This window comes from Streptomyces fuscichromogenes, assembly GCF_014645815.1.
Lineage (GTDB): Bacteria > Actinomycetota > Actinomycetes > Streptomycetales > Streptomycetaceae > Streptomyces > Streptomyces fuscichromogenes.
In genome coordinates this window covers 58,014-84,204 of the sequence record NZ_BMML01000036.1, presented here as the reverse complement: position 1 = coordinate 84,204, position 26,191 = coordinate 58,014, and the positions used below count along the sequence as shown (strand labels likewise).

Annotated in this window: 13 protein-coding genes; 9 read left to right on the top strand and 4 right to left on the bottom strand. The window is 73.1% G+C overall.

Features of this window, described 5'->3' with window-relative positions; all coding sequences use genetic code 11:
* Positions 1–344 precede the first annotated feature (344 nt).
* Entirely contained in the window at positions 345–1,250 is a 906-nt protein-coding gene (locus IEZ11_RS45260) for a HipA family kinase (protein WP_189268915.1), read from the top strand.
* An 80-nt stretch (positions 1,251–1,330) separates the two neighbouring features.
* Entirely contained in the window at positions 1,331–1,618 is a 288-nt protein-coding gene (locus IEZ11_RS45255) for an Rdx family protein (RefSeq protein WP_189268910.1), read from the top strand.
* Position 1,619: 1 nt separating this feature from the next.
* Here the strand turns inward: IEZ11_RS45255 and aceB are convergent, their stop codons facing one another.
* Positions 1,620–3,242, bottom strand: a complete 1,623-nt coding sequence (aceB, locus tag IEZ11_RS45250; RefSeq protein ID WP_189268909.1) for a malate synthase A — start codon at positions 3,240–3,242, stop codon at positions 1,620–1,622.
* A 183-nt stretch (positions 3,243–3,425) separates the two neighbouring features.
* The gene (locus tag IEZ11_RS45245) at positions 3,426–4,025 is read right to left on the bottom strand and encodes a nucleotidyltransferase family protein (protein WP_189268908.1); all 600 of its coding nucleotides are present in this window, start codon (positions 4,023–4,025) and stop codon (positions 3,426–3,428) included.
* Positions 4,026–4,178: 153 nt separating this feature from the next.
* On the opposite strand from IEZ11_RS45245, the gene IEZ11_RS45240 reads away from it, so the two are divergent.
* Positions 4,179–4,493, top strand: a complete 315-nt coding sequence (locus tag IEZ11_RS45240; RefSeq protein WP_189268907.1) for a DUF5955 family protein — start codon at positions 4,179–4,181, stop codon at positions 4,491–4,493.
* Positions 4,494–4,575: 82 nt separating this feature from the next.
* On the opposite strand, the gene IEZ11_RS45235 is transcribed toward IEZ11_RS45240, so the two are convergent.
* The gene (locus IEZ11_RS45235; protein WP_189268906.1) at positions 4,576–5,361 is read right to left on the bottom strand and encodes an IclR family transcriptional regulator; all 786 of its coding nucleotides are present in this window, start codon (positions 5,359–5,361) and stop codon (positions 4,576–4,578) included.
* A 274-nt stretch (positions 5,362–5,635) separates the two neighbouring features.
* Between IEZ11_RS45235 and allB the strand changes: the two genes are divergently transcribed.
* The 3 genes from allB to IEZ11_RS45220 all read left to right on the top strand — a co-directional run bounded on the left by allB (position 5,636) and on the right by IEZ11_RS45220 (position 9,022).
* Positions 5,636–6,976 (top strand): allantoinase AllB, encoded by a 1,341-nt coding sequence (allB, locus tag IEZ11_RS45230; RefSeq protein ID WP_189268905.1) that lies wholly within the window; start codon positions 5,636–5,638, stop codon positions 6,974–6,976.
* A gap of 35 nt (positions 6,977–7,011) precedes the next feature.
* On the top strand, positions 7,012–8,124 hold the full coding sequence (alc, locus tag IEZ11_RS45225) for an allantoicase (RefSeq protein ID WP_189268904.1): 1,113 nt from the start codon (positions 7,012–7,014) through the stop codon (positions 8,122–8,124).
* Between the two features lie 82 nt (positions 8,125–8,206).
* A complete protein-coding gene (locus IEZ11_RS45220; protein WP_189268903.1) occupies positions 8,207–9,022 on the top strand; it encodes an AIM24 family protein in 816 nt (271 codons plus the stop codon).
* Between the two features lie 62 nt (positions 9,023–9,084).
* Here IEZ11_RS45220 and IEZ11_RS45215 read toward each other — a convergent pair whose 3' ends face one another.
* Positions 9,085–9,774, bottom strand: coding sequence for an aspartyl/asparaginyl beta-hydroxylase domain-containing protein (locus tag IEZ11_RS45215; protein ID WP_189268902.1), 690 nt, complete (start codon positions 9,772–9,774; stop codon positions 9,085–9,087).
* 293 nt (positions 9,775–10,067) lie between these two features.
* Between IEZ11_RS45215 and IEZ11_RS45210 the strand changes: the two genes are divergently transcribed.
* Genes IEZ11_RS45210 through IEZ11_RS45200 form a run of 3 tightly spaced genes read left to right on the top strand, consistent with a single transcriptional unit; the run spans position 10,068 to position 26,079 of the window.
* Positions 10,068–16,448: a non-ribosomal peptide synthetase gene (locus tag IEZ11_RS45210; RefSeq protein ID WP_189268901.1), complete on the top strand. Its 6,381-nt coding sequence runs from the start codon at positions 10,068–10,070 to the stop codon at positions 16,446–16,448.
* Complete coding sequence (locus tag IEZ11_RS45205) at positions 16,445–19,876, top strand: non-ribosomal peptide synthetase (RefSeq protein ID WP_189268900.1); 3,432 nt, start codon at positions 16,445–16,447, stop codon at positions 19,874–19,876. Before IEZ11_RS45210 ends, IEZ11_RS45205 begins: the two co-directional genes overlap by 4 nt.
* Positions 19,873–26,079 carry a non-ribosomal peptide synthetase gene (locus IEZ11_RS45200; protein WP_189268899.1) on the top strand — a complete coding sequence of 2,069 codons (6,207 nt, stop codon included), beginning with the start codon at positions 19,873–19,875 and terminating at the stop codon, positions 26,077–26,079. Before IEZ11_RS45205 ends, IEZ11_RS45200 begins: the two co-directional genes overlap by 4 nt.
* The last annotated feature ends 112 nt before the right edge of the window (positions 26,080–26,191 follow it).

The following is a 26,191-nucleotide window of genomic DNA, read 5'->3' as shown; positions in this document are numbered from 1 at the left end:
GGGGGCCCCGCGTCCAGTTCGACACCGTCCCGCCAGACCCGCAGCGGACCGAGAATCTGCAGACGCAGGCGTCCACCGGAGGCAACCATGCCTGTTCCCACTCCTCCTCACGGCTGCCGGCCGACCGGGATCGGCTGCCGGCCAAGTGCTCCAGGAGTAGTCCGCGGCCTGCGGCCATCCGCTGTCAAGCGCTGCCGCTGCGACGGCCTCCCGCCAGTCCGCCGAGGCGGCCGAGCAGGCATGAACGCCTGGATACTATGTACACGTCCCAGGGTCTCCCCGGGCCGCGTCACACGGGAGCAGGCCATGGAACACAGGACAGACGGACCATGGGGGCCTGGAAGGTGCTGAGAGAGGTCACCGCGACCCGCTACGTCGAGCCCCTCCACTCCGGCGGCTCGGTTCCCGGTGTCGTCGAGGCCGACGACCTCGGCACCTACGTCGTCAAGTTCACCGGGTCCGCGCAGGGACACAAGGCGCTGGTCGCCGAGGTGATCGTGGGGGAGCTGGCGCGGGCGCTCGGACTGCGGTTCCCCGAGCTGGTCCTGGTGGACTTCGACCCGGCGATCGCCGCCGACGAGCCGCACCAGGAGGTGCGCGACCTGCACGCGGCCAGCGCCGGGGTGAACCTCGGGATGGACTTCCTGCCCGGCGCGCAGGACTTCACCCCGCAGCTCGCCGAGCTCTTCCCGGTGGACCCGCTGGAGGCGGGCCGGATCGTCTGGCTGGACGCGCTCACCGTCAACGTCGACCGCACGGTGCACAGCTCCAACCTCATGGTCTGGCCGACCCTGGGCGTCGCACCCCCGCGCCTGTGGCTCATCGACCACGGCGCCGCCCTCGTCTTCCACCACCGCTGGGACACCTCGGTGCCCGAGAAGGCGTACGACTTCCGCCACCACGCCCTCGGCCGGTACGCCCCCGACACCCGCGCCGCCGACGCCGCACTGGCGCCCAGGGTCACCGAGCGGCTGCTGCGGGACGTCCTCGCCGAGGTCCCGGACGCCTGGCTCACCGACTTCGGCTCACCCGGCGAGATGCGGGAGGCCTACGTCGGGTATCTGCTGGCCCGGGTGCGGGCCTCCGCCGAGTGGCTCCCCACCGATTTCCCGGGCCGTGACCAGGTCGCGGCGGAGGAGGCCGCCCGTACGGCCAGGACGCAGCGGGGGCGTCCGGACTGGCTGAAGCGGGTGCCCGACCTGCACGGCAAGCCCGCCGCCGAGCAGGACTGGTCCGTGCACCTCGGATGACCGACGGCGGGCGAGCGCCGGGCCGCCTGTCGCTTCGCGGGTGATCTCACCGTGTGATCACGTTCGGTTAGCATGCTCGGATGACTGAGAGCCGGCGCGTCGAGATCGAGTACTGCACACAGTGCCGCTGGCTGCCGCGCGCGGCCTGGCTGGCGCAGGAGCTGCTGACCACCTTCGAGACCGAGCTGACGGAGCTGGCGCTGAAGCCGGGCAAGGGCGGGATCTTCGTCGTCCGGGTCGGCGACGAGGTCGTGTGGGACCGGCGCGAGCAGGGCTTCCCCGAGCCCACGGCCGTGAAGCAGGCCGTACGCGACCGAGTGGCCCCGGGGAAGTCCCTGGGCCACTCGGACAAGCCCGCGCCGGAGTAGGTCAGCCGCGCAGCTGCTGGTACGCGGGCAGCGTCAGGAAGTCCGCGTAGTCCTCGTCGAGGGAGACGGTGAGCAGCAGGTCGTGGGCCTGCTGCCAGTGGCCGGCCGCGAAGGCCTCGTCGCCGATCTCCGCGCGGACGGCGGCGAGTTCCTCGGCGGCGATCCTGCGGGCCAGCTCCGGGGTGGCCTTCTCGCCGTTCTCGAACTCGACACCGGCGTTGATCCACTGCCAGATCTGCGAACGCGAGATCTCCGCGGTGGCCGCGTCCTCCATGAGGTTGAAGATGGCCACCGCGCCGAGCCCGCGCAGCCACGCCTCGATGTAACGGATGCCCACCTGCACGGCGTTGACCAGACCCGGGTAGGTCGGCCTTGCCTTCAGCGAGTCGACCGCGATCAGGTCGGCGGCCTCGACGTGGACGTCCTCGCGCAGCCGGTCCTTCTGGTTGGGCTGGTCGCCGAGGACCTTGTCGAAGGACTCCATGGCGATCGGGACCAGGTCGGGGTGGGCGACCCAGGAGCCGTCGAAGCCGTCGTTCGCCTCGCGGTCCTTGTCGGCGCGGACCTTCTCGAAGGCGACCTTGTTGACCTCGGGGTCGCGGCGGGACGGGATGAAGGCCGCCATGCCGCCGATGGCGTGCGCGCCGCGCTTGTGGCAGGTGCGGACCAGGAGTTCGGTGTACGCCCGCATGAACGGGGCGGTCATCGTCACGGCGTTGCGGTCCGGCAGGACGAACCGGGGCCCTCCGTCACGGAAGTTCTTCACGATGGAGAACAGGTAGTCCCAGCGCCCGGCGTTCAACCCCGAGGCGTGGTCCCGGAGTTCGTAGAGGATCTCCTCCATCTCGTACGCGGCCGTGATCGTCTCGATCAGCACCGTGGCGCGCACCGTGCCCTGCGGGATGCCGACGTGGTCCTGCGCGAACACGAACACGTCGTTCCAGAGCCGGGCTTCGAGGTGCGACTCGGTCTTCGGGAGGTAGAAGTACGGACCCTTGCCGAGGTCGAGCAGCCGCTGTGCGTTGTGGAAGAAGTAGAGCCCGAAGTCGACGAAGGCGCCGGGCACCTGCTCGCCGTCGACCTCGATGTGCCGCTCGTTCAGGTGCCAGCCGCGCGGTCGCATCACGACCGTCGCGAGTTCCTCGTTTGGCCGCAGTGCGTACGACTTGCCGCTCGCCGGGTCCGTGAAGTCGATGTTCCGGGTGTAGGCGTCGATCAGGTTCAGCTGTCCCAGGACGACGTTCTCCCAGGTCGGCGCGGAGGCGTCCTCGAAGTCGGCGAGCCAGATGCGGGCCCCCGAGTTGAGGGCGTTGACGGTCATCTTGCGGTCGGTGGGGCCGGTGATCTCGACCCGGCGGTCGTTCAGCGCCGCGGGGGAGGCGGCCACCCGCCAGGAGTCGTCCGCGCGGACGGCGGCGGTCTCCGTGAGGAAGTCCAGGGTCGAGGTGCGGGCGATCTCGGCGCGGCGTTCGGCGCGGCGGGCGAGGAGTTCGCCGCGGCGCGGCGAGAACCGCCGGTGCAGCTCGGCCACGAAGGCGAGCGCCGCGTCGGTGAGGACCTCCTCCTGCCGGGGCAGGGGCTCGGCGTCGACGACGGCCGGCGGAGACGGCGCTGGTGCGGACATGAGCGGTCACTTCCTTCAGCGGTGGCACCGGGTGCCAGTCGTTCCGGGCGGAGCGAAGCGCGCCCTATCAGGGACAGACGCTTCTGGGCAGTGGATACTAGTTTCCTCATTGTGGAAGTTCAATGGTTTGTTGACATCGAGATTCTCGGCGTCGAACCAAGGTGGCGCTCGGTGCCGTCCCGTTCACTCAAGGTGGCCCAGGTCCGCCTCCGTGTCGATGTCGTACGGCTCGGCCACGTCCCCGCACTCGACGAGCGTGATCGCGTCCTCGTGGGCCTTGAGATAGGCGCGGGCGCCCCGGTCCCCGGTCGCGCCGGCGGCGATCCCGGCCCAGTGCCGGGCGCCGAACAGCACGGGATGCCCGCGGACCCCGGCGTAGGCGGCCGACACCAGTGACGACTCGTCCCGGAAACCGGCGACGACCCGCGCGACCGCCGCTGCTCCGATCCCCGGCTGGTCCACCAGCGACACCAGGGCCGCCCGCGCCCCCGTCCCGGCGAGCGACTCCAGGCCCACCCGCAACGAGGACCCCATGCCCCGCGTCCAGTCCGGGTTCTCCACGACCGCGCAACCGTCCAGTGCGGCCCGCTCCCGCACCTCGTCCGCGCGGGCCCCCAGCACCACGACCACCTGCCCGCAGCCGCCCGCGCGCAGCGTCCCGACCGCGTACTCCACCAACGGCCGCCCGCGATGCGTCAGCAGCGCCTTGGGCCGCCCGCCGAGCCGTCTGCCGCCGCCGGCGGCGAGCAGCAGCCCGGCGATCTGGTCATGCGTGTCCGTCATGCGTCCTGCATACCCGACGCCGGAGCGGGCGGCCGGTTCCGAAGGACTGAAATTCGGTCCGCGCTGTAGCGCTTTCCGTACGGCAGGGCGTTTACTGACCCGCGTCCCCGGGCGCCCGACCACCGCCCTGGGGTACCTGGTGAGGGGGGAGCTGTGTTGCGGAGCTTGGGACAGAGGCCAGTGACCGGCAGTGACGAGGACCCGAGGGTGACAGAACTGCGCACGGCGGTCTCCCGGCTGCGCCGCGAACTGGCCGCGCATCCGGCCGAGTTCCCGGACCGCGCGATAGCCGAGGACGAGCTGGCGGCGCTGGCGGCGATGGCGACGGGCGGCATCCCGGAGATCCCGCGCCTGCGCCGCTCGCTGTTACTGATCGCGGGCGCGATCGGTTCGATGAGCGCCCTTTCCCGGGGTCTGTCGGAGGTGCGCCAGGCGGTGGACCTGTTCGGTCAAACGCCGAGAGCCTGAGCGCCCCGGAAGGGGCGCGGGGAACTGCGCGAGCAACCACGCACCCGCCCGCACCCGCCGACGCTCGTGCCGGCCCTGCCCCTTACGCTCCCGAACTCGCCAGCGCCTGGGACAACTCGACCGCCACCTGCTGCAGCACCGGCACGATCTTCTCGACCGCCGCCTCGGTCACCCGCCCCGCCGGCCCGGAGATCGAAACGGCCGCCGCGGTAGGCGAATCGGGCACGGACACCGCCAGGCACCGCACCCCCACCTCCTGCTCGTTGTCGTCCACGGCGTACCCCAGCCGCCGTACCTCCGCCAGAGCCGTCAGGAACCCCTCCGGAGTGGTGATCGTCTTCTCGGTCGCCGCCGGCATCCCGGTCCGCCCCAGCAGCGCGCGCACCTCGGCATCCGGCACGTTCGCCAGCAGTGCCTTGCCCACCCCTGTGGAGTGCGGCAGCACCCGCCGCCCCACCTCGGTGAACATCCTCATCGAATGCTTCGACGGCACCTGCGCCACGTACACGATCTCGTCGCCGTCGAGCAGCGCCATGTTCGCCGTCTCCCCGGTCTCCTCGACGAGCCGCGCGAGATACGGCCGGGCCCAGGTGCCGAGCAGCCGGGACGCCGACTCGCCGAGCCGGATCAGCCGCGGCCCGAGCGCGTACCGCCGGTTCGGCTGCTGCCGCACATAGCCGCAGACGACCAGGGTCCGCATCAGCCGGTGGATCGTCGGCAACGGCAGCCCGCTGCTCGCGGACAGCTCGCTGAGGCCCACCTCGCCGCCCGCGTCCGCCATCCGCTCCAGCAGATCGAAGGCGCGCTCTAGGGACTGGACCCCGCCGGACCTGGCGGAGTCGTTGGTGCTGGCGCTGGACGTCGGCACGGCGCGTTCCTTTCGGGACTGGCGGGAAGGGCAGAAGCCTACCCGGCAGCCGGTTGACTCCCTGGTGGTACGTAGCTACGTTCTGCTTGCTGGAATAATAATTCCGCTTTGTGGAAAGGTCCAGAGCATACGCTTCCGGGGCCCTGAAGGCGCAGTGTGCCCTTGACGGCACGGGAGCGGGAGTGAAGACTCCTTCAACAGAACGTTGAATTCCGTTACGCGGGTGTAAATCCCGTTTCGCGGAAGTAAATCGGCGGCAGGGAGAGGGGTCCGGGTGTCCGACGCTGAACTGGCGCTGCGCTCGACGCGCGTCATCACCCCGGAGGGGACACGGGCCGCCTCGGTCGCCGTGTCCGCCGGGACGATCACGGCCGTACTGCCGTACGACGCCCCCGTCCCGGAGGGCGCCCGCCTGGCGGACCTCGGCGACGACGTCCTGCTGCCCGGCCTGGTCGACACCCATGTCCACGTGAACGACCCCGGCCGCACCGAGTGGGAGGGCTTCTGGACCGCCACCCGCGCGGCGGCGGCCGGCGGCATCACCACGCTGGTCGACATGCCGCTCAACTCCCTCCCGCCGACCACGACCGTCGAGAACCTGCACGTCAAACAACGGGTCGCGGCCGACAAGGCACACGTCGACGTCGGCTTCTGGGGCGGCGCGCTGCCGGACAACGTCAAGGACCTGCGCCCGCTCCACGAGGCCGGCGTCTTCGGCTTCAAGGCGTTCCTGTCGCCGTCCGGCGTGGACGAGTTCCCGCATCTCGACCAGCGGCAGCTGGCCCGGTCGCTGGCGGAGATCGCCTCCTTCGACGGCCTGCTGATCGTGCACGCCGAGGACCCCCGGCACCTGGCGGCCGCCCCGCAGCAGGGCGGCCCGAAGTACGCCGACTTCCTCGCCTCCCGCCCGCGCGGCGCGGAGGACACGGCGATCGCCCAGCTGATCGCCGAGGCGAGACGCCTGCACGCACGCGTGCACGTCCTGCACCTGTCCTCCTCCGACGCGCTGCCGCTGATCGCGGCGGCCAAGGCGGACGGCGTCCGGCTCACCGTCGAGACCTGCCCGCACTACCTCACCCTGACCGCCGAGGAGGTCCCGGACGGCGCCAGCGAGTTCAAGTGCTGTCCGCCCATCCGGGAGGCGGCCAACCAGGACCTGCTCTGGCAGGCGCTGGCCGACGGCACCGTCGACTGCGTGGTCACCGACCACTCGCCCTCCACCGCCGACCTCAAGACGAGCGACTTCGCGACCGCCTGGGGCGGCATCTCCGGCCTCCAGCTCAGCCTCGCCGCCGTATGGACGCAGGCGCGCAGGCGCGGTCACGGTCTGGAGGACGTGGTCCGCTGGATGTCGGCCCGCACGGCCGCGCTGGCCGGCCTGGACGACCGCAAGGGCGCCATCGCGGTGGGCCGGGACGCCGACTTCGCCGTCCTCGCACCCGACGAGACCTTCACTGTGGATCCGGCGGGCCTCCAGCACCGCAACCGGGTCACCGCGTACGCGGGCAAGACCCTGTACGGCGTCGTGAAGTCCACCTGGCTGCGCGGCGAACGCATCGTCGCGGACGGCGAGTTCACACCCCCGAAGGGCCGCCTCCTCACCCGCACCCACTGACCTTGCGCACCCGCAACGGCCCGAAAGGAAGACCTTTGACGGCGATCCCGACCTTCACCGGCGACGCGCGCCCCTACGCCGGCGGCGACCCGTACGCGGACTACCGCACCGCCGGCTTCCCCTTCACCCGGTACGCCGACCTCGCCGCCCGGCAGCTCGGTGGCGCGGTCGTCGCCGCCAACGACGAGTTCTTCGCCGAGCGGGAGAACCTGCTGGTCCCCGGGCGGGCCGAGTTCGACCCCGAGCACTTCGGGCACAAGGGCAAGATCATGGACGGCTGGGAGACGCGCCGCCGCCGCGGGGTCTCGGCCGGCCACCCCTGGCCCACCGCCGAGGACCACGACTGGGCCCTGGTCCGGCTGGGCGCGGCCGGTGTCGTCCGCGGGATCGTCGTCGACACGGCCCACTTCCGCGGCAACTACCCGCAGGCGGTGTCGGTCGAGGGCACGACGGTCGCCGGCGCGTCGTCCCCGGCGGAACTCCTCGGCGACGACGTGAAGTGGACGACGCTCGTCCCCCGCACCCCCGTCGGCGGCCACGCGGCGAACGGCTTCACCGTCTCCGTCGAACAGCGCTTCACCCACCTCCGCGTCAACCAGCACCCCGACGGCGGCATCGCGCGCCTGCGCGTCCACGGCGAGGTCGTGCCCGACCCCGAGTGGCTCGCCGTGCTCGGCACCTTCGACGTGGTCGCCCTGGAGAACGGCGGCCAGGTGGAGGACGCCTCCGACCTCTTCTACTCGCCGGCCACCAACACCATCCAGCCGGGCCGCTCCCGCAAGATGGACGACGGCTGGGAGACGCGCCGCCGCCGCGACCTGGGCAACGACTGGATCCGCTACCGTCTGGCCGCCCAGTCCCGGATCAGGGCCCTGGAGATCGACACGGCGTACCTGAAGGGCAACAGCGCGGGCTGGGCGTCGGTGTCGGTGCGGGACGGCGAGGACGGCCCCTGGACGGAGCTGCTCCCGCGCACCCGCCTCCAGCCGGACACGAACCACCGCTTCCTGCTCCCGGCCCCCGCCGTCGCCACGCGCGCGCGCGTGGACATCTTCCCGGACGGCGGAATCTCGCGGCTGCGACTGTTCGGGTCCCCGACGGAGGCGGGAGCGGCGGCGCTGGTGACAAGGCACCGCGAGCTGTCCTGACCGGCATCTCCCACCCTGACCGGCACTCCCCACCCCGGGCGGGCGAAGGGAACCGCCGGGCCACCCGCTACGTTCTTCTCCCGTGACCCTTCAGCAAGAAATCGTCGGCAACGCCATGCAGATGGCGATCGTGAACCTCCACCCCGGCCAGACCGTCTACTGCGAGGCCGGCAAGTTCCTGTTCAAGACGACGAACGTGACCATGGAGACCCGGCTGAGCGGCCCGCAGGGCAGCGGCGGGCAGGCCCAGGGCGGCAGTGGTGGCGGCATGGGCGGCATGCTGCGCCAGGCCATGGGCACCGCCATGCAGGTCGGCCAGCGCATGCTCGCCGGCGAGTCGCTGGCGTTCCAGTACTTCACCTCCCAGGGCGGCGAGGGCACCGTCGGCTTCGCGGGCGTGCTCCCGGGCGAGATGCGCGCCCTGGAGCTGAACGGCACGCGCGCGTGGTTCGCCGAGAAGGACGCCTTCGTCGCGGCCGAGTCCACCGTCGAGTTCGGCATCGCCTTCGCCGGCGGCCGTACCGGCATGAGCGGCGGCGAGGGCTTCGTCCTGGAGAAGTTCACCGGCCACGGCACCGTGATCATCGCCGGCGCGGGCAACTTCATCGACCTGAACCCCGCCGACTTCGGCGGCCGTATCGAGGTCGACACGGGCTGCGTCGTCGCCTTCGAGGAGGGCATCCAGTACGGCGTCCAGCGCGTCGGCGGCCTCAACCGCCAGGGCCTCATGAACGCCGTCTTCGGCGGCGAGGGACTCTCCCTGGCCACCCTGGAGGGCAACGGCCGGGTGATCCTCCAGTCGCTCACCATCGAGAGCCTCGCCAACGCCCTGAAGAAGGCGCAGGGCGGCGACAAGCAGGGCCCGACCGGCGGACTGTTCTCGACGCACGCGGGGTGAGGCCACACCGGAGGCCGGCCGGCCGATGAGCCGTCGGCGCCACAGGGGTCCGGGGCGCCTGGTCAGGCGGTCAGACGGCGGATCTCGGTGACGAGAGCGGTGAGGGCCGCACGCTCGGGGAGCGTAGTCTCCGGGTGCCACAGGTCCACGAGCAGACAGGTACGGGGCCGTGTGCCGTGGTTCCACGCCTCGTGCTCGAAGGAGTAGTCGAAGAGCGGACACTCGCCCTCCTTCCACTCCCGGGCCTCGTCGGCCACCCGGATGCCGCAGTGCGGCTTGATGGCCGCCCCCGGCAGCAGGGTCGAGAAGTGGGCCTCCAGCAGCGGACAGTGCTTGCCCGTGTCCACGGCCTCCGTGGTGAGCACCCGCATGGCGACGGGGACCACCTCGGCCGACTCGGGAACGAGCTGTCCGGACCTGAAGAGGTACCGGGCCTGCCAGTTCTGCTGGCGCATCAGGTAGTGCTCGTAGTCCGCGAACTCCTTGCGGCGTTTCTCCCGGGCCACGGTGAGTTCTGCCTTGACGGCCGAGTGCGCCGTCTCGAAGGCGCGCACGACCGGTTCGATCTCCCGGTGTTCGTAGGGGTCGTGCCAGGGGCGTGAACTGATCCCCGGCAGAATCCATTTGGCATCCTTCTGAAGAGGGTGCCGGTTCTCGCCGCCGCCGTACAGCATTTCCTCGACCCGGTCTGTCGAACCCGAGTCGTGCGCACGTCTTATCTCTGCGCAAGCGGGATCGATTTCGGGCGTCATGTGCCCACTCCGTAACGGGAATCGAGGGCGGCCGAGGGGTTCGGTCACCGATATTCGCGCAGTGACTGCGCGGTGGCTAGTCACGAACATTCGTGTATCACCAAGAGCCTGCCAGGGCGTCATGCTGAGGGCCGGCGCATGCGACGCCCCGTCCCGACGGGTGCGGATCCCGGTGGCGCGGCGGCGCGGGTGGCTTCGATTCGTGACTTCCCGATGAGGTGCGAAGCCTTTCAGAATTTCCGGTGTGGGTGACGTGGAGCAGCGTTCCTGGCTGTGGAAGATTGGATGACGCAATGTCTGCTGACGGGCGCGGCGATCTGCCGCTGACATCGGCGCAGGTCGGTATATGGCTTGCGCAACAACTCGATCTGTCGCGTTCGGACTACAACATCGCGGAGTACTTCGATATCCGCGGTGAATTGGACGTGGAACACTTCCGCACGGCGGTGCGGGTGCTCCAGGCGGAGACCGACGCACTCAATGTGCGGTTCGTGGTGGAGAACGGCGAAGTCCGTCAGGTGCCCGTCCCCTACAGCGGCGAGGACGTGTGCGAGGTGGTGGACCTGACGTCCCGGTCGGACCCGCCGGCGACCGCCGTGGCCCTCATGCGCGAGGCGTTGGCACGACCGGTCGACCTGGTGGCGGGCCGGCTCGGCACCGTCGTGCTGTACCGGCTCGGTCCGGAGCGGTTCTTCTTCCTGCACGGCAGGCATCACCTCATCGCCGACGGGTTCACCGGATCGCTGCTGTCCCGGCGGATCGCCGACATCTACACGGCTCTGGTCGAGGGTGCCCGGATTCCGGTCGTCGCCCCGGCCTCCCCGCGGCGCATGGTGGAGATCGACGACGACTACCGTACGTCCGAGGCGTTCGCCCAGGACCGCGCCTACTGGCTCGCGCGCATGTCGGATCCGCCGGAGCCGGTCGGCTTCGGCGGCCGGAGCGAGGCGACGCCGTGCGGCCGTCCGGAGCGCTGTGCCGCGGAGTTCACCCAGGAGGACACCGAGGCCCTGCGTACCGCGGCCCGCGCGGCCGGGACCGGCTGGCCCGCCCTGGTGTACGCGGCGGCCGCCGCCTACCTGCACGGGGTCAGCGGTGCCGAGGACGTCGTCGTGGCGATGCCGGTCACCGGCCGGACCACCCCGGAGACCCGTGAGATGCGCGGTGTCCTCTCCAACATACTGCCGCTGCGGCTGGCCGTACGGGACGAGATGACGCTGAGGGAGCTGGTGCGGGCGACGTCCACGGCCATCAAGGAGGCGTTGCGGCACCAGCGTTACCCGCGGGAGGACCTGCGCAGGGACCTCGGGATCGGTGAGGGCGACCGCGAACTGTGGGGCGCCGAGGTCAACATCATGTCCTTCGACTATGACCTGACCTTCGCCGGAGCGTCCGCGACCGCGCACAACCTCGGGGTCGGTCCCGTGGACCACCTCTCGTTCAACATCTACAACCGGCGCACCGGCACCCCCTTCGCCATCCAGGGCGAGTACGACTCGGCCCGGGGCAGCGCGCCGGAACTCGCCGCCCACCAGCGCCGCTTCATGACGTTCCTGAGCACCTTCGCGCACGCCGGGAACGAGGCGACGGTCGGCGACCTGGAGGTGCTGACGCCCGCCGAGACCGCGTGGCTGCTCGCGGCCGGGGACGGCGGCACCGCGCCGGTCCCCGACCGGACGCTGCACGAGCTCTTCGAGGACCGGGCCGCCCGCACCCCCGACGCGACCGCCGTCCGCTGCGGGGACGAGGAGGTCGGCTACCGGGAACTCGACCAGCGCGCCGAGGCCGTCGCCGCCCGGCTGCGCGAGGTGACCGTTCCGGAACAACGGGTGGGCGTGTGCGTCGAGCGTTCCGCCGACATGGTGGCCGCGCTGCTGGGCGTCCTCAAGGCCGGGTGCGCCTACGTACCGCTCGATCCGGGGCTGCCTGCCGGCCGCCTGCGGTTCATCGCCCGGGACGCGGGCATCGAGGTGGCCGTCACCCGCCGGTCGCTGGCCGAGCGACTGCCGGCCGACATCGCCACCAAGGTCCTCGTCACCGCCGACCACGACGCCGAGACCGACCACGACGCCGGGACCGGCGACGGCGTCGCGACCGGTGCGGGCGGCGGCGCCGTGTCGCCGCTCGTGGAGGGCCGGCGCGTACTGCCCGCGAACGCGGCGTACGTGCTCTACACGTCGGGCAGCACCGGCCGGCCCAAGGGCGTGGTCGTGTCCCACGCGTCCGCGGTCAACTTCGTCGTGCGGTATCTCGACGCCGCCGGATTCGAGGCGACGGACCGGTGCCTGGGCTTCGCCGCCCTCACCTTCGACGTGTCGGTGCTGGAGGTCTTCGGCTCGCTGCTGGGCGGCCTGACCCTGGTCCTGGCCACCGACGAGGAGCGGACGGACGCGGACCGGCTCCAGGCGCTGCTCAAGGACCGCGAGGTCACCGTGGCCGACCTGCCCACCGCGCTGCTGCCGCTGCTCGACCCGGCGGAGCTGCCCGCCCTGCGGTTCCTCTCGGTCGGCGGCGAGGCCCCGTCGGGCGACGCGGTCGACCGGTGGACGGCGCCCGGCCGCCAGGTCTGGAACACCTACGGCCCCACCGAGACCGTGGTCGTCGTCACCATGCAGCACTGCACGGGCCCCTCGCACGGGCGGACCCCGCCGATCGGCCGGCCGACCGTCAACCACCGCGGCTACGTCGTCGACCGGCGGCTGCGCCTCGTCCCTCCCGGCTTCCCCGGCGAGCTGTGCGTGGCGGGCGCCGGCGTGGCCCGCGGGTACCTGGGCAACCCCGCCCTCACCGCGCAGCGGTTCGTTCCCGACCCGTGGGCCGCCGAACCCGGCACCCGGATGTACCGCACCGGTGACCTCGTCCGCTGGACCGAGGACGGCGAGCTGGAGTTCCTCGGCCGGATCGACCAGCAGGTGAAGATCAACGGGCACCGGATCGAGCTCGGGGAGATCGAGGCGGAACTCTCCCGCCACCCGCGGGTGGCGCAGTGCGCCGTCGTGGTGCGGGAACTGTCCGGGACGGGCCGGAGCCTGGTGGCATACGTCGTCGGGCGGGACGGCGCGGCCCCCGGTCCCGAGGACCTCCAGCGGCACCTGGCACAGGAACTGCCCCGCTACATGGTGCCGCACCACTACCTCGCCCTGGCCGGGCTGCCGCTCACCGTCAGCGGCAAGCTGGACCGGTCGGCCCTGCCGGCGCCGCAGCCGCGGCAGGCCTCCGAGGCACCGGCGCCGCAGACACCACGGGAAGCGCTGTTCTGCTCACTGTTCGCCGAAGCGCTGCGGACGCCCGCGGTCGCCGCGGACGACAACTTCTTCACCCGCGGCGGTGACAGCATCACCGCGATCACCCTGGTGAGCCGCGCCCGTGCCGCCGGGATCGTCCTCACCCTCCGCGACGTGTTCGCCCACAAGACGGCGGCCGCCCTGGCGGCCGCGTACCCCGAGGACGGGCAGCCCGCCGCCGGGGAACCGGAATCCGCCCGCGACTCGGCCGACGCCCACGGCCAGGTGCCGCTCACCCCGGTGATGCACGCACTGCGGGCGGCGGGCGGCCCCATCGGGCGGTTCAGCCAGTCGGCACTGCTCCAGGTGCCGCCCGGCGCCGGCCGCGACCCGCTGGTGACGGCCCTGCAGACGGTGCTGGACCACCACGACGCCCTGCGCACACGGGTCCTGACGGGCACCGGCCCCGCCGACTGGACCTGTGTCATCACACCCCCGGGATCGGTGGCCGCGGCCGAGTCGTTCCTGCGGGTCGGGATCTCCGGACTGCCCGACGAGGACGTACAGGAGACGATCGGACGGGAGACGCAGGCGGCGCTCGGACGCCTCGACCCGACGGCCGGCCGGATGCTCCAGGCCGTCTGGTTCGACGCCGGAGTCCGCGGGCCCGGCCGCCTTCTGCTGGTCCTGCACCACCTCGTCGTCGACGGGGTCTCCTGGCGGATCCTGCCCGCCGACCTCGCCGCCGCGTGGGAGGCGGCCACCGCGGGCCGGCCGGCCGCGCTGCCCGCGCCGACCACCCCCTTCCGGTCGTGGGCCCGGCGCACCGCGGCCCTGGCCCGGGCGGACACGACCGTCGCCGAACTGCCGTACTGGCTCGACGTCACGGCCGGGTCCGAGCCGCTCCTCGGCAGCCGCCCCCTCGACCCCGGCCAGGACACCGTCGCGGCCGCCGGAAGGCTGACCGTCACCCTGCCCGACGAGGTGGCCCGTCCCCTGCTGACCGGGGCACCCGCCGCGTTCGCCACCGGCCCCCAGGAACTCCTGCTGGCGGCACTCGCCGTGGCCGTCCGCCGCCGGCGCGCACGCCTCGGCCAGCCGGACGGACCGGGCCTGCTGCTGGACCTCGAAGGACACGGCAGGGGAGACGGACGGGGCGAGGAGGACCTGACCCGGACCGTGGGCTGGTTCACCACCCAGTATCCGCTCCGCGTCGACCTGGACGGCCTCGGCCCGGACGGTGCGGAACCGGCGTACGGTCCCCTGGTCCAGCGCGTCACGGACGCCCTGCGCGGGACGCCCGACGCCGGTACCGGGTACGGACTGCTGCGGTACCTCAACCCCGAGACGGGGCCGCGGCTGGCCGCCGCGGCCGCCCCGCAGATCCTCTTCAACTACCTCGGCCGGTTCGAGTCGCCGCACGGCGACTGGCTGCCCGCCCCCGAGGCGGATCCGCTGCGCGCCGACAGCGACCCGGCCATGCCGCTGGAGCACGCCCTGGAGGTGAACGTCCTGGCGCGCGAGCGGGACGGCCGCCTCGAACTGGACGCCGACTGGACCTGGGCGAGCGGGGTGCTCGGCCCGGACGAGGCGGCCGCCCTGGCCGACGACTGGACCGCGGCGCTGCGCCGGCTGGCCGGCGGACCCGACGGGTGCGACGGCCCCGGGGAACCCGCCGGCACCGCACCGGCCGTCCGCGCGCCGCTACCGCAGGACTTCCCCCTCGTACGGCTGGACCGGGCGGCGCTCGCCGGGCTCCTCGCCCGGCATCCCGGCACCGAGGACGTACTGCCGCTGGCGCCCCTGCAGTCCGGCATGTACTTCCACGCCTCCTTCGACGAGGCGGCGGTCGACGCCTACACCGGACAGGTGATCCTCGACCTGCACGGCGAGCTCGACGTGGCGGCGCTGCGCGCGGCCGGTGGCGAGGTGATCCGCCGCCACCCCGCGCTGCGCGCCGGTTTCACCGACCGCGCCCTGCCCGAGGCGGTGCAGTTCGTGCTCCGCGAGGTGGAGCTGCCGGTGGCGGAGGCCGACCTGAGCGGGCTGGGTCCGCAGGAACGCGAGGCCGCCCTGGAACGGCTGCTGACGGAGGACCGGCTGCGCCGCTTCGACCTGGCGGCGCCACCCCTGCTGCGGCTCACCGCCGTACGCCTGGAACCGGGCCGCCACCGGCTCGTCCTGACCAACCACCACATCCTGTGGGACGGCTGGTCGACACCGCTGATCCTGACCGAACTCCTGCACTGCTACGCCGCCCGTACCGCCGGTGCCGGGCCACGTGCGGACCGGCTGGAACCCGCCCGGCCGTTCCGGTCCTACCTGGAGTGGCTGGACCGGCAGGACCGCCCGCGGGCGCTGTCGGCGTGGCGGCAGGCGCTGGACGGCCTGGCCGCACCGACCGTGCTGGCCGGCGCGGACCCGCACCGCATGGACACCCTGCCGCGGCGGGTCGGCCTGGAGCTCGACGAGGAGACCACCGGGCGGCTGACCGAGTTCGCCCGCGGCCGCGGTCTCACGCTCAGCAGCGTGGTGCAGGGCGCCTGGGGAATCCTGCTCGGCCGTCTCACCGGACACTGCGACGTGGTCTTCGGCGGAGTCGTCTCCGGGCGCACCCCCGAACTCGACGGGGTGGAGGGCATGGTCGGACTCTTCATCAACACCCTGCCCGTACGGTTCCGGGTCCGCCCCGGTGAACCCCTGGTGGCGGCACTGGAGCGGTTCCAGGACGAGCAGGCCGCCCTGCTGGAACACCAGCACGTGAGCCTCTCCGACGTCCAGGAGGCCGCCGGACTCGGCACCCTCTTCGACACCGTCGTGGCCTTCGAGAACTACCCCCTCGACCAGGACGCGCTCCGGGACGCGGGCGGTGGCCTGCGGATCGTCGCGGCGCGTGCCACCGACGCGACCCACTACTCCGTGAACCTGGTCGCGCTGCCCGGCCCCCGGCTGCGGTTCGACCTCGACCACCGGCCCGAGGTGCTGGCCGGCCCGGCCGCCGAGCGGCTGGTCGCCGAGCTGCGGGACCTGCTGGTCGCCGTGGCCGAGGACCCGGAGACCACCGTCGACGCACCGCCCGCGCCCGCGGCCGAGACCGGCGGCCGTGCGGGAAGTGCCGAGGACACGACAGCGGCCGGTGTCTTCGAAGCCCCCGCCTCGGAGACCGAGGAGCTGATCGCCGACGTCTGGTCCGAGGTGCTCGAACGATCTCCGGTGGGGCGCCGGGACAACTTCTTCCTCTCCGGGGGCCAGTCGCTCAAGGCCATGCGCGTCGCCTCCCGGCTGCGCAGCGCCCTGGACCTGGAACTACCGCTCCGGCTGGTCTTCGAGAACCCGACCCTGGCCGAACTGGCCACCGCGGTCGAGGCGGCCCTGCTGGCCGACCTCGCCCCGGAACCGGCCACACAGGCTTCCCTCATCGGCTCGCACCCCCAGGGAGACACCCAGTGACCTCCGGGAGCCCGGACATCCCGCTCGACGCGCAGGCACGGATACGAGCCCGTATCCGCGCCGCCCGCGCCGCGGCGCCGCCGGCCGAAACGGCCGTGGAACGCGGCACCGCGCCCGACACACCCTCGTACGCCCAGGAACGCATGTGGCTGGTCGACCGGATGACCGGCGGCGCGCCCGGCTACGTCATACCCGAGGTCCTGCGGCTGCGCGGGCCGCTCGACACCGACGCCCTGCGGCGCGCCCTGACCGCCCTGGTCGACCGCCACCACCCGCTGCGTACCGTCTTCGAGGAACACGACGGCCGTCCGCGACCGGTCCTGCTCGGCACGGCGGAGGCGGCGCTGCCGGTGGTGGACCTGAGCGAGGTGGCCGCGGACCGGCGCGAGGACCGGGCCGCCGCGATCGCCCGGGAGACCGCCGCCCGCCCCTTCGACCTGGCCACCGGACCGCTGCTGCGCGCCACCCTGGTACGGATGGGCGCGCAGCACCACATCCTCGCCCTGGCGGTCCACCACATCGCGACCGACGGCTGGTCGATGTCCGTGCTCTGGGACGAACTCGGGGCGGACTACGCCGCCGAACCGCACGCCCGGCCCCGTCCACGGCCCGCGCCGCCGGTCGGCTACGCGGACTACGCGCGCTGGCAGCGCCGACGGCTGGACGCCGGCGCGCTGGCCGGCCAGACCGAGTACTGGACGCGTCGGCTGGCCGACCTCGCCCCGCTGGAGCTGCCCACCGACCGCAGGCGCACCGGGCGGCGCACCGGCCGCGGCCACACGGTCGCGTTCGACCTGCCCGCGGAGCTGACCGCCCGGCTGCGTCTGCTGGGCGAGCGGCACGGCAGCACGCTGTTCATGACGCTGCTGGCCGGTTTCCAGAGCCTGCTGGGCCGCTACAGCGGCCAGCACGACATCGCCGTCGGCACTCCGGTCGCCGGCCGGGACCGGGTCGAGTTCGAGCGGCTGATCGGCTTCTTCGTCAACACGCTGGTGATGCGCGCGGACCTGTCGGCGGACCCGTCGTTCGGGGAACTGCTCGACCAGGTCCGCGACACCGCCCTTGAGGCGTACACCCATGCCGAACTGCCGTTTGAGAAGCTGGTGGCACAGCTCCAGCCCGAGCGGGTCGCCAACCGCAACCCGCTCGTGTCGGTGATGTTCGTCGAGGCGAGGAACGAGACGGCCGGTTTCCGGCCGCCCGGACTCACGGTGGAGCCCGTCGACATCGACTTCGGCGGATCGCTCTTCGACGTCAACGTCTTCGTCACGGACACCGGCGACGGCGTCACCGGTTCGCTGACCGTGGACGCGGACCTGTTCGACGTCCGCACCGCGGACCAGCTGGCACGTCACTACCGGCGGCTGCTGGAGGCCGCCGCCGACGCCCCGGACCGGCCGCTCTCCCGGCTCGACCTGCTGGGCGACGCCGAGCGGCGGCGACTGGACGTCTGGAACGCCACGGACGGCGACCACCCGCCCCACACCCTGACCGAGCTGTTCGCCGCCCAGGTCCGGCGGACCCCGGACGCTCCCGCGGTGGTCACCGACGACACCGAGCTGACCTACGCGGAACTGGACGCCCGGTCCGCCCGGCTGGCCGATCGTCTCGCCGCGGCCGGTGTGCGCCGCGAGAGCCCGGTCGCACTGCTGGCGGAGCGCTCCGCGGACCTGGTGGTGGCGATCCTCGCGGTGCTCCGGGCGGGCGGCGTCTACGTTCCGCTGAACAGCCGGTTCCCGGCCCGGCGGCTGCGTACCGTCGTCCAGCGGTCCGGTGCCGTGCTGCTCCTGGCCGACGCCGCGGCGCTCGGGCACGAGTTCCTCGCCGACCCGCCCGTCCCGGTGCTGCCCCTCGCCCCGCAGGACGACGGTCCGGGCGACCGCGCCCCGGACACCGTGCCGTGCGCGCCCGACCAGGCCGCGTACGTGATGTACACCTCGGGGTCGACCGGTGAGCCCAAGGGCATCGCGGTGACCCACGCCAATGTCGCGGCGCTGGCCCTGGACCCCTGCTGGCGTGACGGCCACCACACGGTTCTCCTGCACTCCCCGCACTCCTTCGACGCCTCCACCTACGAGCTGTGGGTGCCGCTGCTCACCGGCGGCACGGTGGTGGTGGCGCCGCCCGGACCGCTGGACACCGAGACCCTGCGCCGACGGATCGTCCGGCACCGGGTCAGCGCGCTGTGGCTGACCGCGGCGCTGTTCAACCTGGTGGCCGAGGAGTGCCCCGAGGCGCTCGCCGGCGTCGGCCACGTGTGGACCGGCGGCGAGGCGGGATCGCCGGAGGCGTTCGCCCGGGTACTGGCCGCCTGCCCCACGACCACCGTCACCAACGGCTACGGGCCCACCGAGACCACCACGTTCGCCGCCCGCCATGCGCTGCCGCCCGGCTCCGCGGCCGACGGGCCACTGCCGATCGGACGGCCGCTGGCCGACACCCGGCTCCATGTGCTGGACGACGCGCTGCTGCGGGTACCGGTGGGCGTCGTCGGCGAGCTCTACATCGCCGGCAGCGGGGTGGCGCGCGGTTACGCCGGCCGCCCGGGAGCCACCGCCGAGCGCTTCGTGGCCGACCCCTTCGGGCCCGCGGGCTCCCGCATGTACCGCACCGGGGACCTCGTACGGCGCCGGGCGGACGGGGTCCTGGAGTACTGCGGGCGAGCCGACGACCAGGTGAAGGTGCGCGGTTTCCGTATCGAACCCACCGAGATCGCCTCGGAGTTGGCCCGCTGCCCCGGTGTGGGACGTGCCGTGGTGACGCTGCGTCAGGAGTCGGCACAGACAGCGGAGGGCGCGGGGGCGGAGAGGACGGAGAGGGCGGAGAGCCGGCTCGTCGGCTACGTCGTGCCCGCTCCGGGCGCCGCCCTGGACCCCGCCGAACTGCTGCGGCAGGCCGGCCGCGTGCTGCCCGACTACATGCTGCCGTCCGCCGTCGTGGTGCTGGACGCGCTCCCGATGACGCCGAACGGCAAGCTCGACCGGCGGGCGCTGCCCGCCCCGCCGACGCCGGCCGCCTCCCGCGGACGACCGCCGGCCACCCCGCGCGAGGAACTGCTGTGCGGGCTGTTCGCCGACGTCCTCGGGACCGAGGCGGGCGCCGACGACGGCTTCTTCGCGCTGGGCGGTGACTCGATCACCGCCATCCAACTGGTCGCCCGGGCACGGCGGGCCGGGCTGGTGCTGACGCCCCAGGACGTCTTCCGGCACCACACGCCGGCGGCGCTGGCCGAGGCGGCCCGCGAACACGAGCCCGAGCCCGACGGCCCGGCCCGGCCGTCCGGCGACGCCGTCGAGGTCCCGCCGGAGCGGGACGAACCGATCCCGCCGGAGCAGGACGAACCGATCCCGCCGGAGCAGGACGAACTGATCCTGCTGGAGCAGGACGAACTTGCCGAATTCGAGTCCGAATGGGAGATGTCCCGGTGAAACAGCCCCCTCTCGCGTCGTCGCCCACGGTGGAGGCGGTGCTGCCGCTCACCCCGCTCCAGGCGGGCATGCTCTTCCACGCCTCCTACGACGACCAGGGCGTCGACGTCTATCTCACCCAGACCCCCGTCGAACTCACCGGCCCCCTGCGCGTCGCCGATCTGCGGGCCGCCTGCGAGGCGCTGCTGCGACGGCACCCGGCACTGCGGGCCGGTTTCCTCACCCGGAAGTCCGGCGAACCCGTCCAGGTCATCCGCCGTGCGGTGGAGGTGCCGTGGCGGGAGGTGGATCTGAGCGGGTCCGCGGGGTCGGAGGGGGAGGTGGCGTTGGGGGAGTTGTTGCGGGCGGATCTGGCGGAGCGGTTCGATCCGGCGGTTCCTCCGTTGGTGCGGTTCCTGTTGGTGCGGTTGGCGGCGGAGCGGCATGTGCTGGTGATGACGAATCATCACATTCTGTTGGACGGTTGGTCGTTGCCTCTGGTGTTGCGTGATCTGTTGGCGTTGTACGGGGAGGGGGCGGTGGGTCTGCCGGAGCCGGTGGCGTTCCGGGAGTATCTGGTGTGGTTGTCGCGGCAGGACCGGGAGGCGGCGGCGGGGGCCTGGCGGCGGGCGCTGGACGGCCTCGACGAACCCACCCTCCTCGCCCCCGCGGACAGCCCGCGCGACTCGGCCCCGCCCCGCCGTGTCGTGGTCGACCTGGGGCAGGCGGAGACGGAGGCGTTGTCCCGGGCGGCGCGGGCGCGCGGGCTGACCCTGAACAGTGTGGTGCAGAGTGCGTGGGCGCTGACGCTGGCGCAGCTCACGGGGCGTCGGGACGTGGTCTTCGGGGCCACGGTCTCGGGGCGGCCGGCGGAGCTGGCGGGGGTCGAGGACATGGTGGGCCTGTTGATCAACACCGTTCCGGTGCGGGTCCGGGTCGATCCTCGGGAGCCGTTCGAGCGGCTGGCGCGGCGGGTCCAGGACGAGCAGGCGGAGCTGGCTCCGCATCAGCATCTGCCGCTCGCCGACATCCAGCGGGGCAGCGGACTCGGTGAACTCTTCGACACCGCCCTCGTCTTCGAGAACGCCCCGCTCGACCAGGACGCGCTGCACCGGGCGGCCGACGGACTCGGCATCGCCCTGCTCGACGGCGACCTCTCCTCCGGCGCGATGCACTACCCGCTGAGCCTGCTGGCCGTCCCCGGCCGACGGCTGCGGCTCGACGTCAACTACCGGTCCGACGTGGTGAGCCGGCCGCGGGCCGAGCGGATCGCGGAACGGCTGCGGCTCCTGCTGCTGGCCGTCGCCGACGACCCGGGCACCAGCACCGGCCGGCTGGCCCTGCTCGCACCCTGGGAGCACGAGCAGGTGCTGCACGCGTGGAACGCCACGGCCGCCGGGGACTCGGTGCTGCCCGGCGCCACCATGCCGGAACTCTTCGCACGACAGGTGGCACGCACCCCCGACGCCACCGCCCTCGTCCTCGACGGCGCGCACCTGACCTACGCGGAACTGGACCGGCGCGCCGAGCGGCTGGCCCGTGCCCTGCGCGCCCGGGGCGCGGGACCGTCCCGGCTGGTCGCCGTCCGGCTGCCGCGCTCCTTCGAACTGCTCGTCGCCCTGTACGCGGTCCACAAGGCCGGCGCGGCCTACCTGCCCATCGACGTCGGCCATCCGGCCGAGCGGGTGCGGTTCATGCTGGAGGACGCCGATCCCGTGGTCGTCGTCACGGAGGAGAGCTACCCGCTACTGGCCGCCGAGGGCGACGCCGCCGCCCCGCTCGAACCGGTACGGCCCGACCCGCGGCAGCCCGCCTATCTGATCTACACCTCGGGGTCGACCGGCCGTCCCAAGGGCGTACTGGTCCCGCACGAGGGAGTCGTCAACCACCTGCGGTGGAAGCAGTCGGCGTACCCGCTGGGCACCGGAAACCGGGTCCTGCACAAGACGCCGGTCACCTTCGACGTGTCGGTGTGGGAGCTGTTCTGGCCCCTCGCCACCGGCGCGACACTGGTGATCGCCCGCCCCGACGGCCACAAGGACCCCGCCTACCTGGCCGGCCTGATCCAGCGGGAACACATCGACCTCGCCCACTTCGTCCCCTCGATGCTGGAGTCGTTCCTCCACCTGCCCGAAGCCGCCGGCTGCACCACGCTGCGCCGGGTGATCTGCAGCGGGGAGGCCCTCTCGCAGAGCCTCGCCGACCGCTTCCACGCCGTGCTCGACGCGGAGCTGCACAACCTCTACGGCCCCACCGAGGCGTCGGTGGAGATCACCCACGGACAGTCCCGCCCCGGCGCGTCCGACGTGTCGGTGCCCATCGGGCGCCCCATCGCCAACTCCCGTACGTACGTGCTCGGTCCGGGTCTGCGGCCCGCGCCGATCGGCACCCCGGGCGACCTCTACCTCGCCGGTGTCCAGCTCGCCCACGGCTACCAGGGACGGTTCGGCCTGACCGCCGACCGGTTCGTCGCCGACCCCTACGGCCCGCCCGGCAGCCGGATGTACCGCACCGGCGACGTGGCGCGCTGGACGGAGGAGGGTGACCTGGTGTTCCTCGGCCGCTCCGACGACCAGGTGAAGATCCGCGGGTTCCGGATCGAACTGGGCGAGATCGAGGCGCTGTTGCTGCGCCGCCCCGACGTGCTGCGCGCGGCGGTGCTGGTCCGCGAGGACCAGCCGGGCGTCAAGCGCCTGGTCGCCTACGTCGTCCCCGCGGCGGCGGACGGCTGGGACGCGGAGGCGCTGCGCGCCCACGTCGCCGGGGAACTGCCCGAGTACATGGTCCCGCAGGCGTTCGTGTCCCTGCCGGAACTGCCCCTGACCACCAGCGGCAAGCTGGACCGGCGGGCGCTGCCGGCCCCGCGGTTCGCCGCCGCCGCGCGGGGACGGGCGGCTTCGTCGGACCGGGAGCGGACGCTGTGCGCCCTGTTCGCGGAGGTGCTGGGCGTGGACGGGGCCGGTCCCGACGACGGGTTCTTCGCGCTCGGCGGTGACTCCATCCAGTCGATCCAGCTGGTCGCCCGCGCCCGGCGGGCGGGCCTGGTCATCACCCCCCGCGATGTCTTCCAGTGCCGTACCCCGGCCGCGCTGGCGGCCGTCGCCCAGGAGGCCGACGCGGCCCGGGGCGAGGCCGAGGACGCCGGTCTCGGTGCCTTCGCGCCCACCCCGATCACGCACTGGCTGCGCGAGCAGGGGGCGGACCGGTTCGACGGGTTCAACCAGACCATGCTGGTGCGCACTCCGGCGGCGGCCGGCCTGCCGGCGCTGACCGAGGCGCTCCAGGCCCTGCTCGACCGCCACGACGCCCTGCGCATGCGCCTGGTGGAGCAGGACGGCACCTGGTCGATGCACGTGCCGCCGCCCGGTGCCGTGCGCGCCGCGGACGTCCTGACCCGGGTGGACGTCCACGGCCTGGACGACGGCGCCCTGCGCGCCGCGGTCACGGCACACGCCGAGACGGCCCGGCGCGCCCTGGCCCCCCGCGAGGGCACCGTCGTCCGCGCGGTGTGGTTCGACGCCGGTGCCGGACAGCCCGGACGGCTGCTGCTGACGGTGCACCACCTCGCGGTGGACGGGGTGTCCTGGCGCATCCTCCTGCCCGACCTCGCGACGGCCTGGCAGGCCGCCGACGCGGGCCGGCAGCCGCGACCGGCGCCCGTGCCGACCTCGCTGCGCACCTGGTCCGGCCGCCTCGCCGAGGAGGCCCGCGACCCCCGCCGGGTGGCCGAACTGGATTGCTGGACCGACCAGTTCGACGGCGGTGACCCGCCGCTGTCCGGCCGGCCGCTGGACCCGGCCGTGGACGTGTACGGCACGGGCCGGGACCTGACCCTGACCCTGCCGGCCGAGTACACCGGACCGCTGCTCACCAGCGTGCCGCAGACCCTGCGGGCCGGCATCGACGAACTCCTGCTCACGGCGCTCGCACTGGCCGTCGCCCACTGGCGGCAGGAGGACGGCCGTGACACCGCGACCCACCTGCTGGTCGACGTCGAGGGACACGGCCGGCACGAGGACGTCGCCGGCGCCGACCTCTCCCGTACCGTCGGCTGGTTCACCAGCCTCTTCCCGGTGCGCCTCGACACGGGCGGCACGGACTGGGCGGACCTGCTGTCCGGCGGCCCGGCGCTCGGCCAGGCGCTCAACACCGTCAAGGCACGGATGCGGGCCCTGCCCGACCGCGGCATCGGATACGGACTGCTGCGCCACCTCAACCCGCGGACCGCGGCCGAGCTGGCCGGTCACCCGCGCCCGCAGATCTGCTTCAACTACCTGGGCCGGTACGCCGCGGGGGAGGAGGGCGACTGGGCGGTCCTGTCCGACCCCGAGCTCACCCTGCCGGTGGCCGACGAGGACATGCCGCTGCCGCACGCCCTCGCGCTCAACGCGGTCACCGAGGACGGCCCGGCGGGACCGCGCCTGCTCGCCTCCTGGACCTGGGCGTCCCGGCTTCTGGACGCCGAACGGGTCGAGGCGCTGGCCCACCGCTGGTTCCGGATGCTGCGGGCACTGGTCGAGTACGCCGCGGACGCCGGCCCCGGCACCCTGATCCCGTCCGACACGGTGCTGGGCACCCTGGACCCGGCGGCACTGGCCGACCGCGAACTGCGTGAGCTGGAACGGCGGTGGCCCGGCCACCGGACGGCCGACGTGCTGCCCCTCACCCCGCTCCAGGAGGGCCTGCTCTTCCACTCCAGCTACGACACCGACGGCATCGACGTCTACAACGTCCAGGTCGTCCTCGAACTGGGCGGCACACTCGACGCCGACCGGCTGCGCCGGGCGTGCGGTGCCCTGCTGGACCGGCACGACACCCTGCGCACCGCCTTCACCCAACTGCCCTCCGGACACCCGGCACAGGTGGTGTTCCGTGCGGTGGAGGTGCCGTGGCGGGAGGTGGATCTGAGCGGGTCCGCGGGGTCCGCGGGGTCGGAGGGGGAGGTGGCGTTGGGGGAGTTGTTGCGGGCGGATCTGGCGGAGCGGTTCGATCCGGCGGTTCCTCCGTTGGTGCGGTTCCTGTTGGTGCGGTTGGCGGCGGAGCGGCATGTGCTGGTGATGACGAATCATCACATTCTGTTGGACGGTTGGTCGTTGCCGCTGGTGTTGCGTGATCTGTTGGCGTTGTACGGGGAGGGGGCGGTGGGTCTGCCGGAGCCGGTGGCGTTCCGGGAGTATCTGGTGTGGTTGTCGCGGCAGGACCGGGAGGCGGCGGCGGGGGCCTGGCGGCGGGCGCTGGACGGCCTCGACGAACCCACTCTCCTGGTGCCCCGGGCTCGTTCCGTACCCGCCACCGAACTGCCGCGGCACCTCACCGTGGAGCTGGGGCGGGCCGAGACGGAGGCGTTGTCCCGGGCGGCGCGGGCGCGCGGGCTGACCCTGAACAGTGTGGTGCAGAGTGCGTGGGCGCTGACGCTGGCGCAGCTCACGGGGCGTCGGGACGTGGTCTTCGGGGCCACGGTCTCGGGGCGGCCGGCGGAGCTGGCGGGGGTCGAGGACATGGTGGGCCTGTTGATCAACACCGTTCCGGTGCGGGTCCGGGTCGATCCTCGGGAGCCGTTCGAGCGGCTGGCGCGGCGGGTCCAGGACGAGCAGGCGGAGCTGGCTCCCCATCAGCATCTGCCGCTCGCCGACATCCAGCGGGGCAGCGGACTCGGCGAACTCTTCGACACCGCCCTCGTCTTCGAGAACTACCCCGACGCCCCCGCCGACTCCCCGCTGCTCGGGGACGGACTGCGGCTGACACAGGTCGAGGGCGTCGACGCGTACCACTACCCGCTGAGCGTCACTGTCGTACCCGGTGAACGCCTGCGCCTGCGCCTCACCCACCGCCCCGAGCTGCTGGACCGGGAGACCACCGACTGGGCGGCCGCCGAACTCGTGGCCTTCCTGTCGGCCGTCGCGGCCCGGCCGCAGGAGCCGGCCCGCCCGGAGACGGCCGAGGCGCGGACGGTGCCGGTCCCCGCGCACCGGCCGACGGCCGGCACCGCGCGGGGCCGGGCGCACGAGGCGGCGCTGCGGTCACTGTTCGCCGAGGTGCTGGGCGTCGGCGAAGTACGGGGGCACGACAACTTCTTCCTCCTCGGCGGCGATTCGCTGCTCGCGCTGCGGCTCGCCGGGCGGATCCAGGAGGCGTGGGCGGTGCCGGTCGGCCCGCGCACCGTCTTCGAGTCACCCACCCCGGTGAGCCTCGCCGAACGCCTGGCCGGCCGCGGCACCGCCTGACGACGACCCCGTACCCGGGCCCGACGCGGCCACACCGCCGACGACGTCGGACAACCGCAGACACACCGCAGACACACCGCGGAACACCCTCACGAGATACGGAGATCCCCTC

What these genes read in the sequence shown, in the direction of transcription:
- IEZ11_RS45255 (WP_189268910.1), top strand. Translation starts at nt 1,331, where the DNA reads ATGACTGAGAGCCGGCGCGTCGAGATCGAGTACTGCACACAGTGCCGC.
- aceB (WP_189268909.1), bottom strand. Translation starts at nt 3,242, where the DNA reads ATGTCCGCACCAGCGCCGTCTCCGCCGGCCGTCGTCGACGCCGAGCCC.
- IEZ11_RS45245 (WP_189268908.1), bottom strand. Translation starts at nt 4,025, where the DNA reads ATGACGGACACGCATGACCAGATCGCCGGGCTGCTGCTCGCCGCCGGC.
- IEZ11_RS45215 (WP_189268902.1), bottom strand. Translation starts at nt 9,774, where the DNA reads ATGACGCCCGAAATCGATCCCGCTTGCGCAGAGATAAGACGTGCGCAC.
- IEZ11_RS45210 (WP_189268901.1), top strand. Translation starts at nt 10,068, where the DNA reads ATGTCTGCTGACGGGCGCGGCGATCTGCCGCTGACATCGGCGCAGGTC.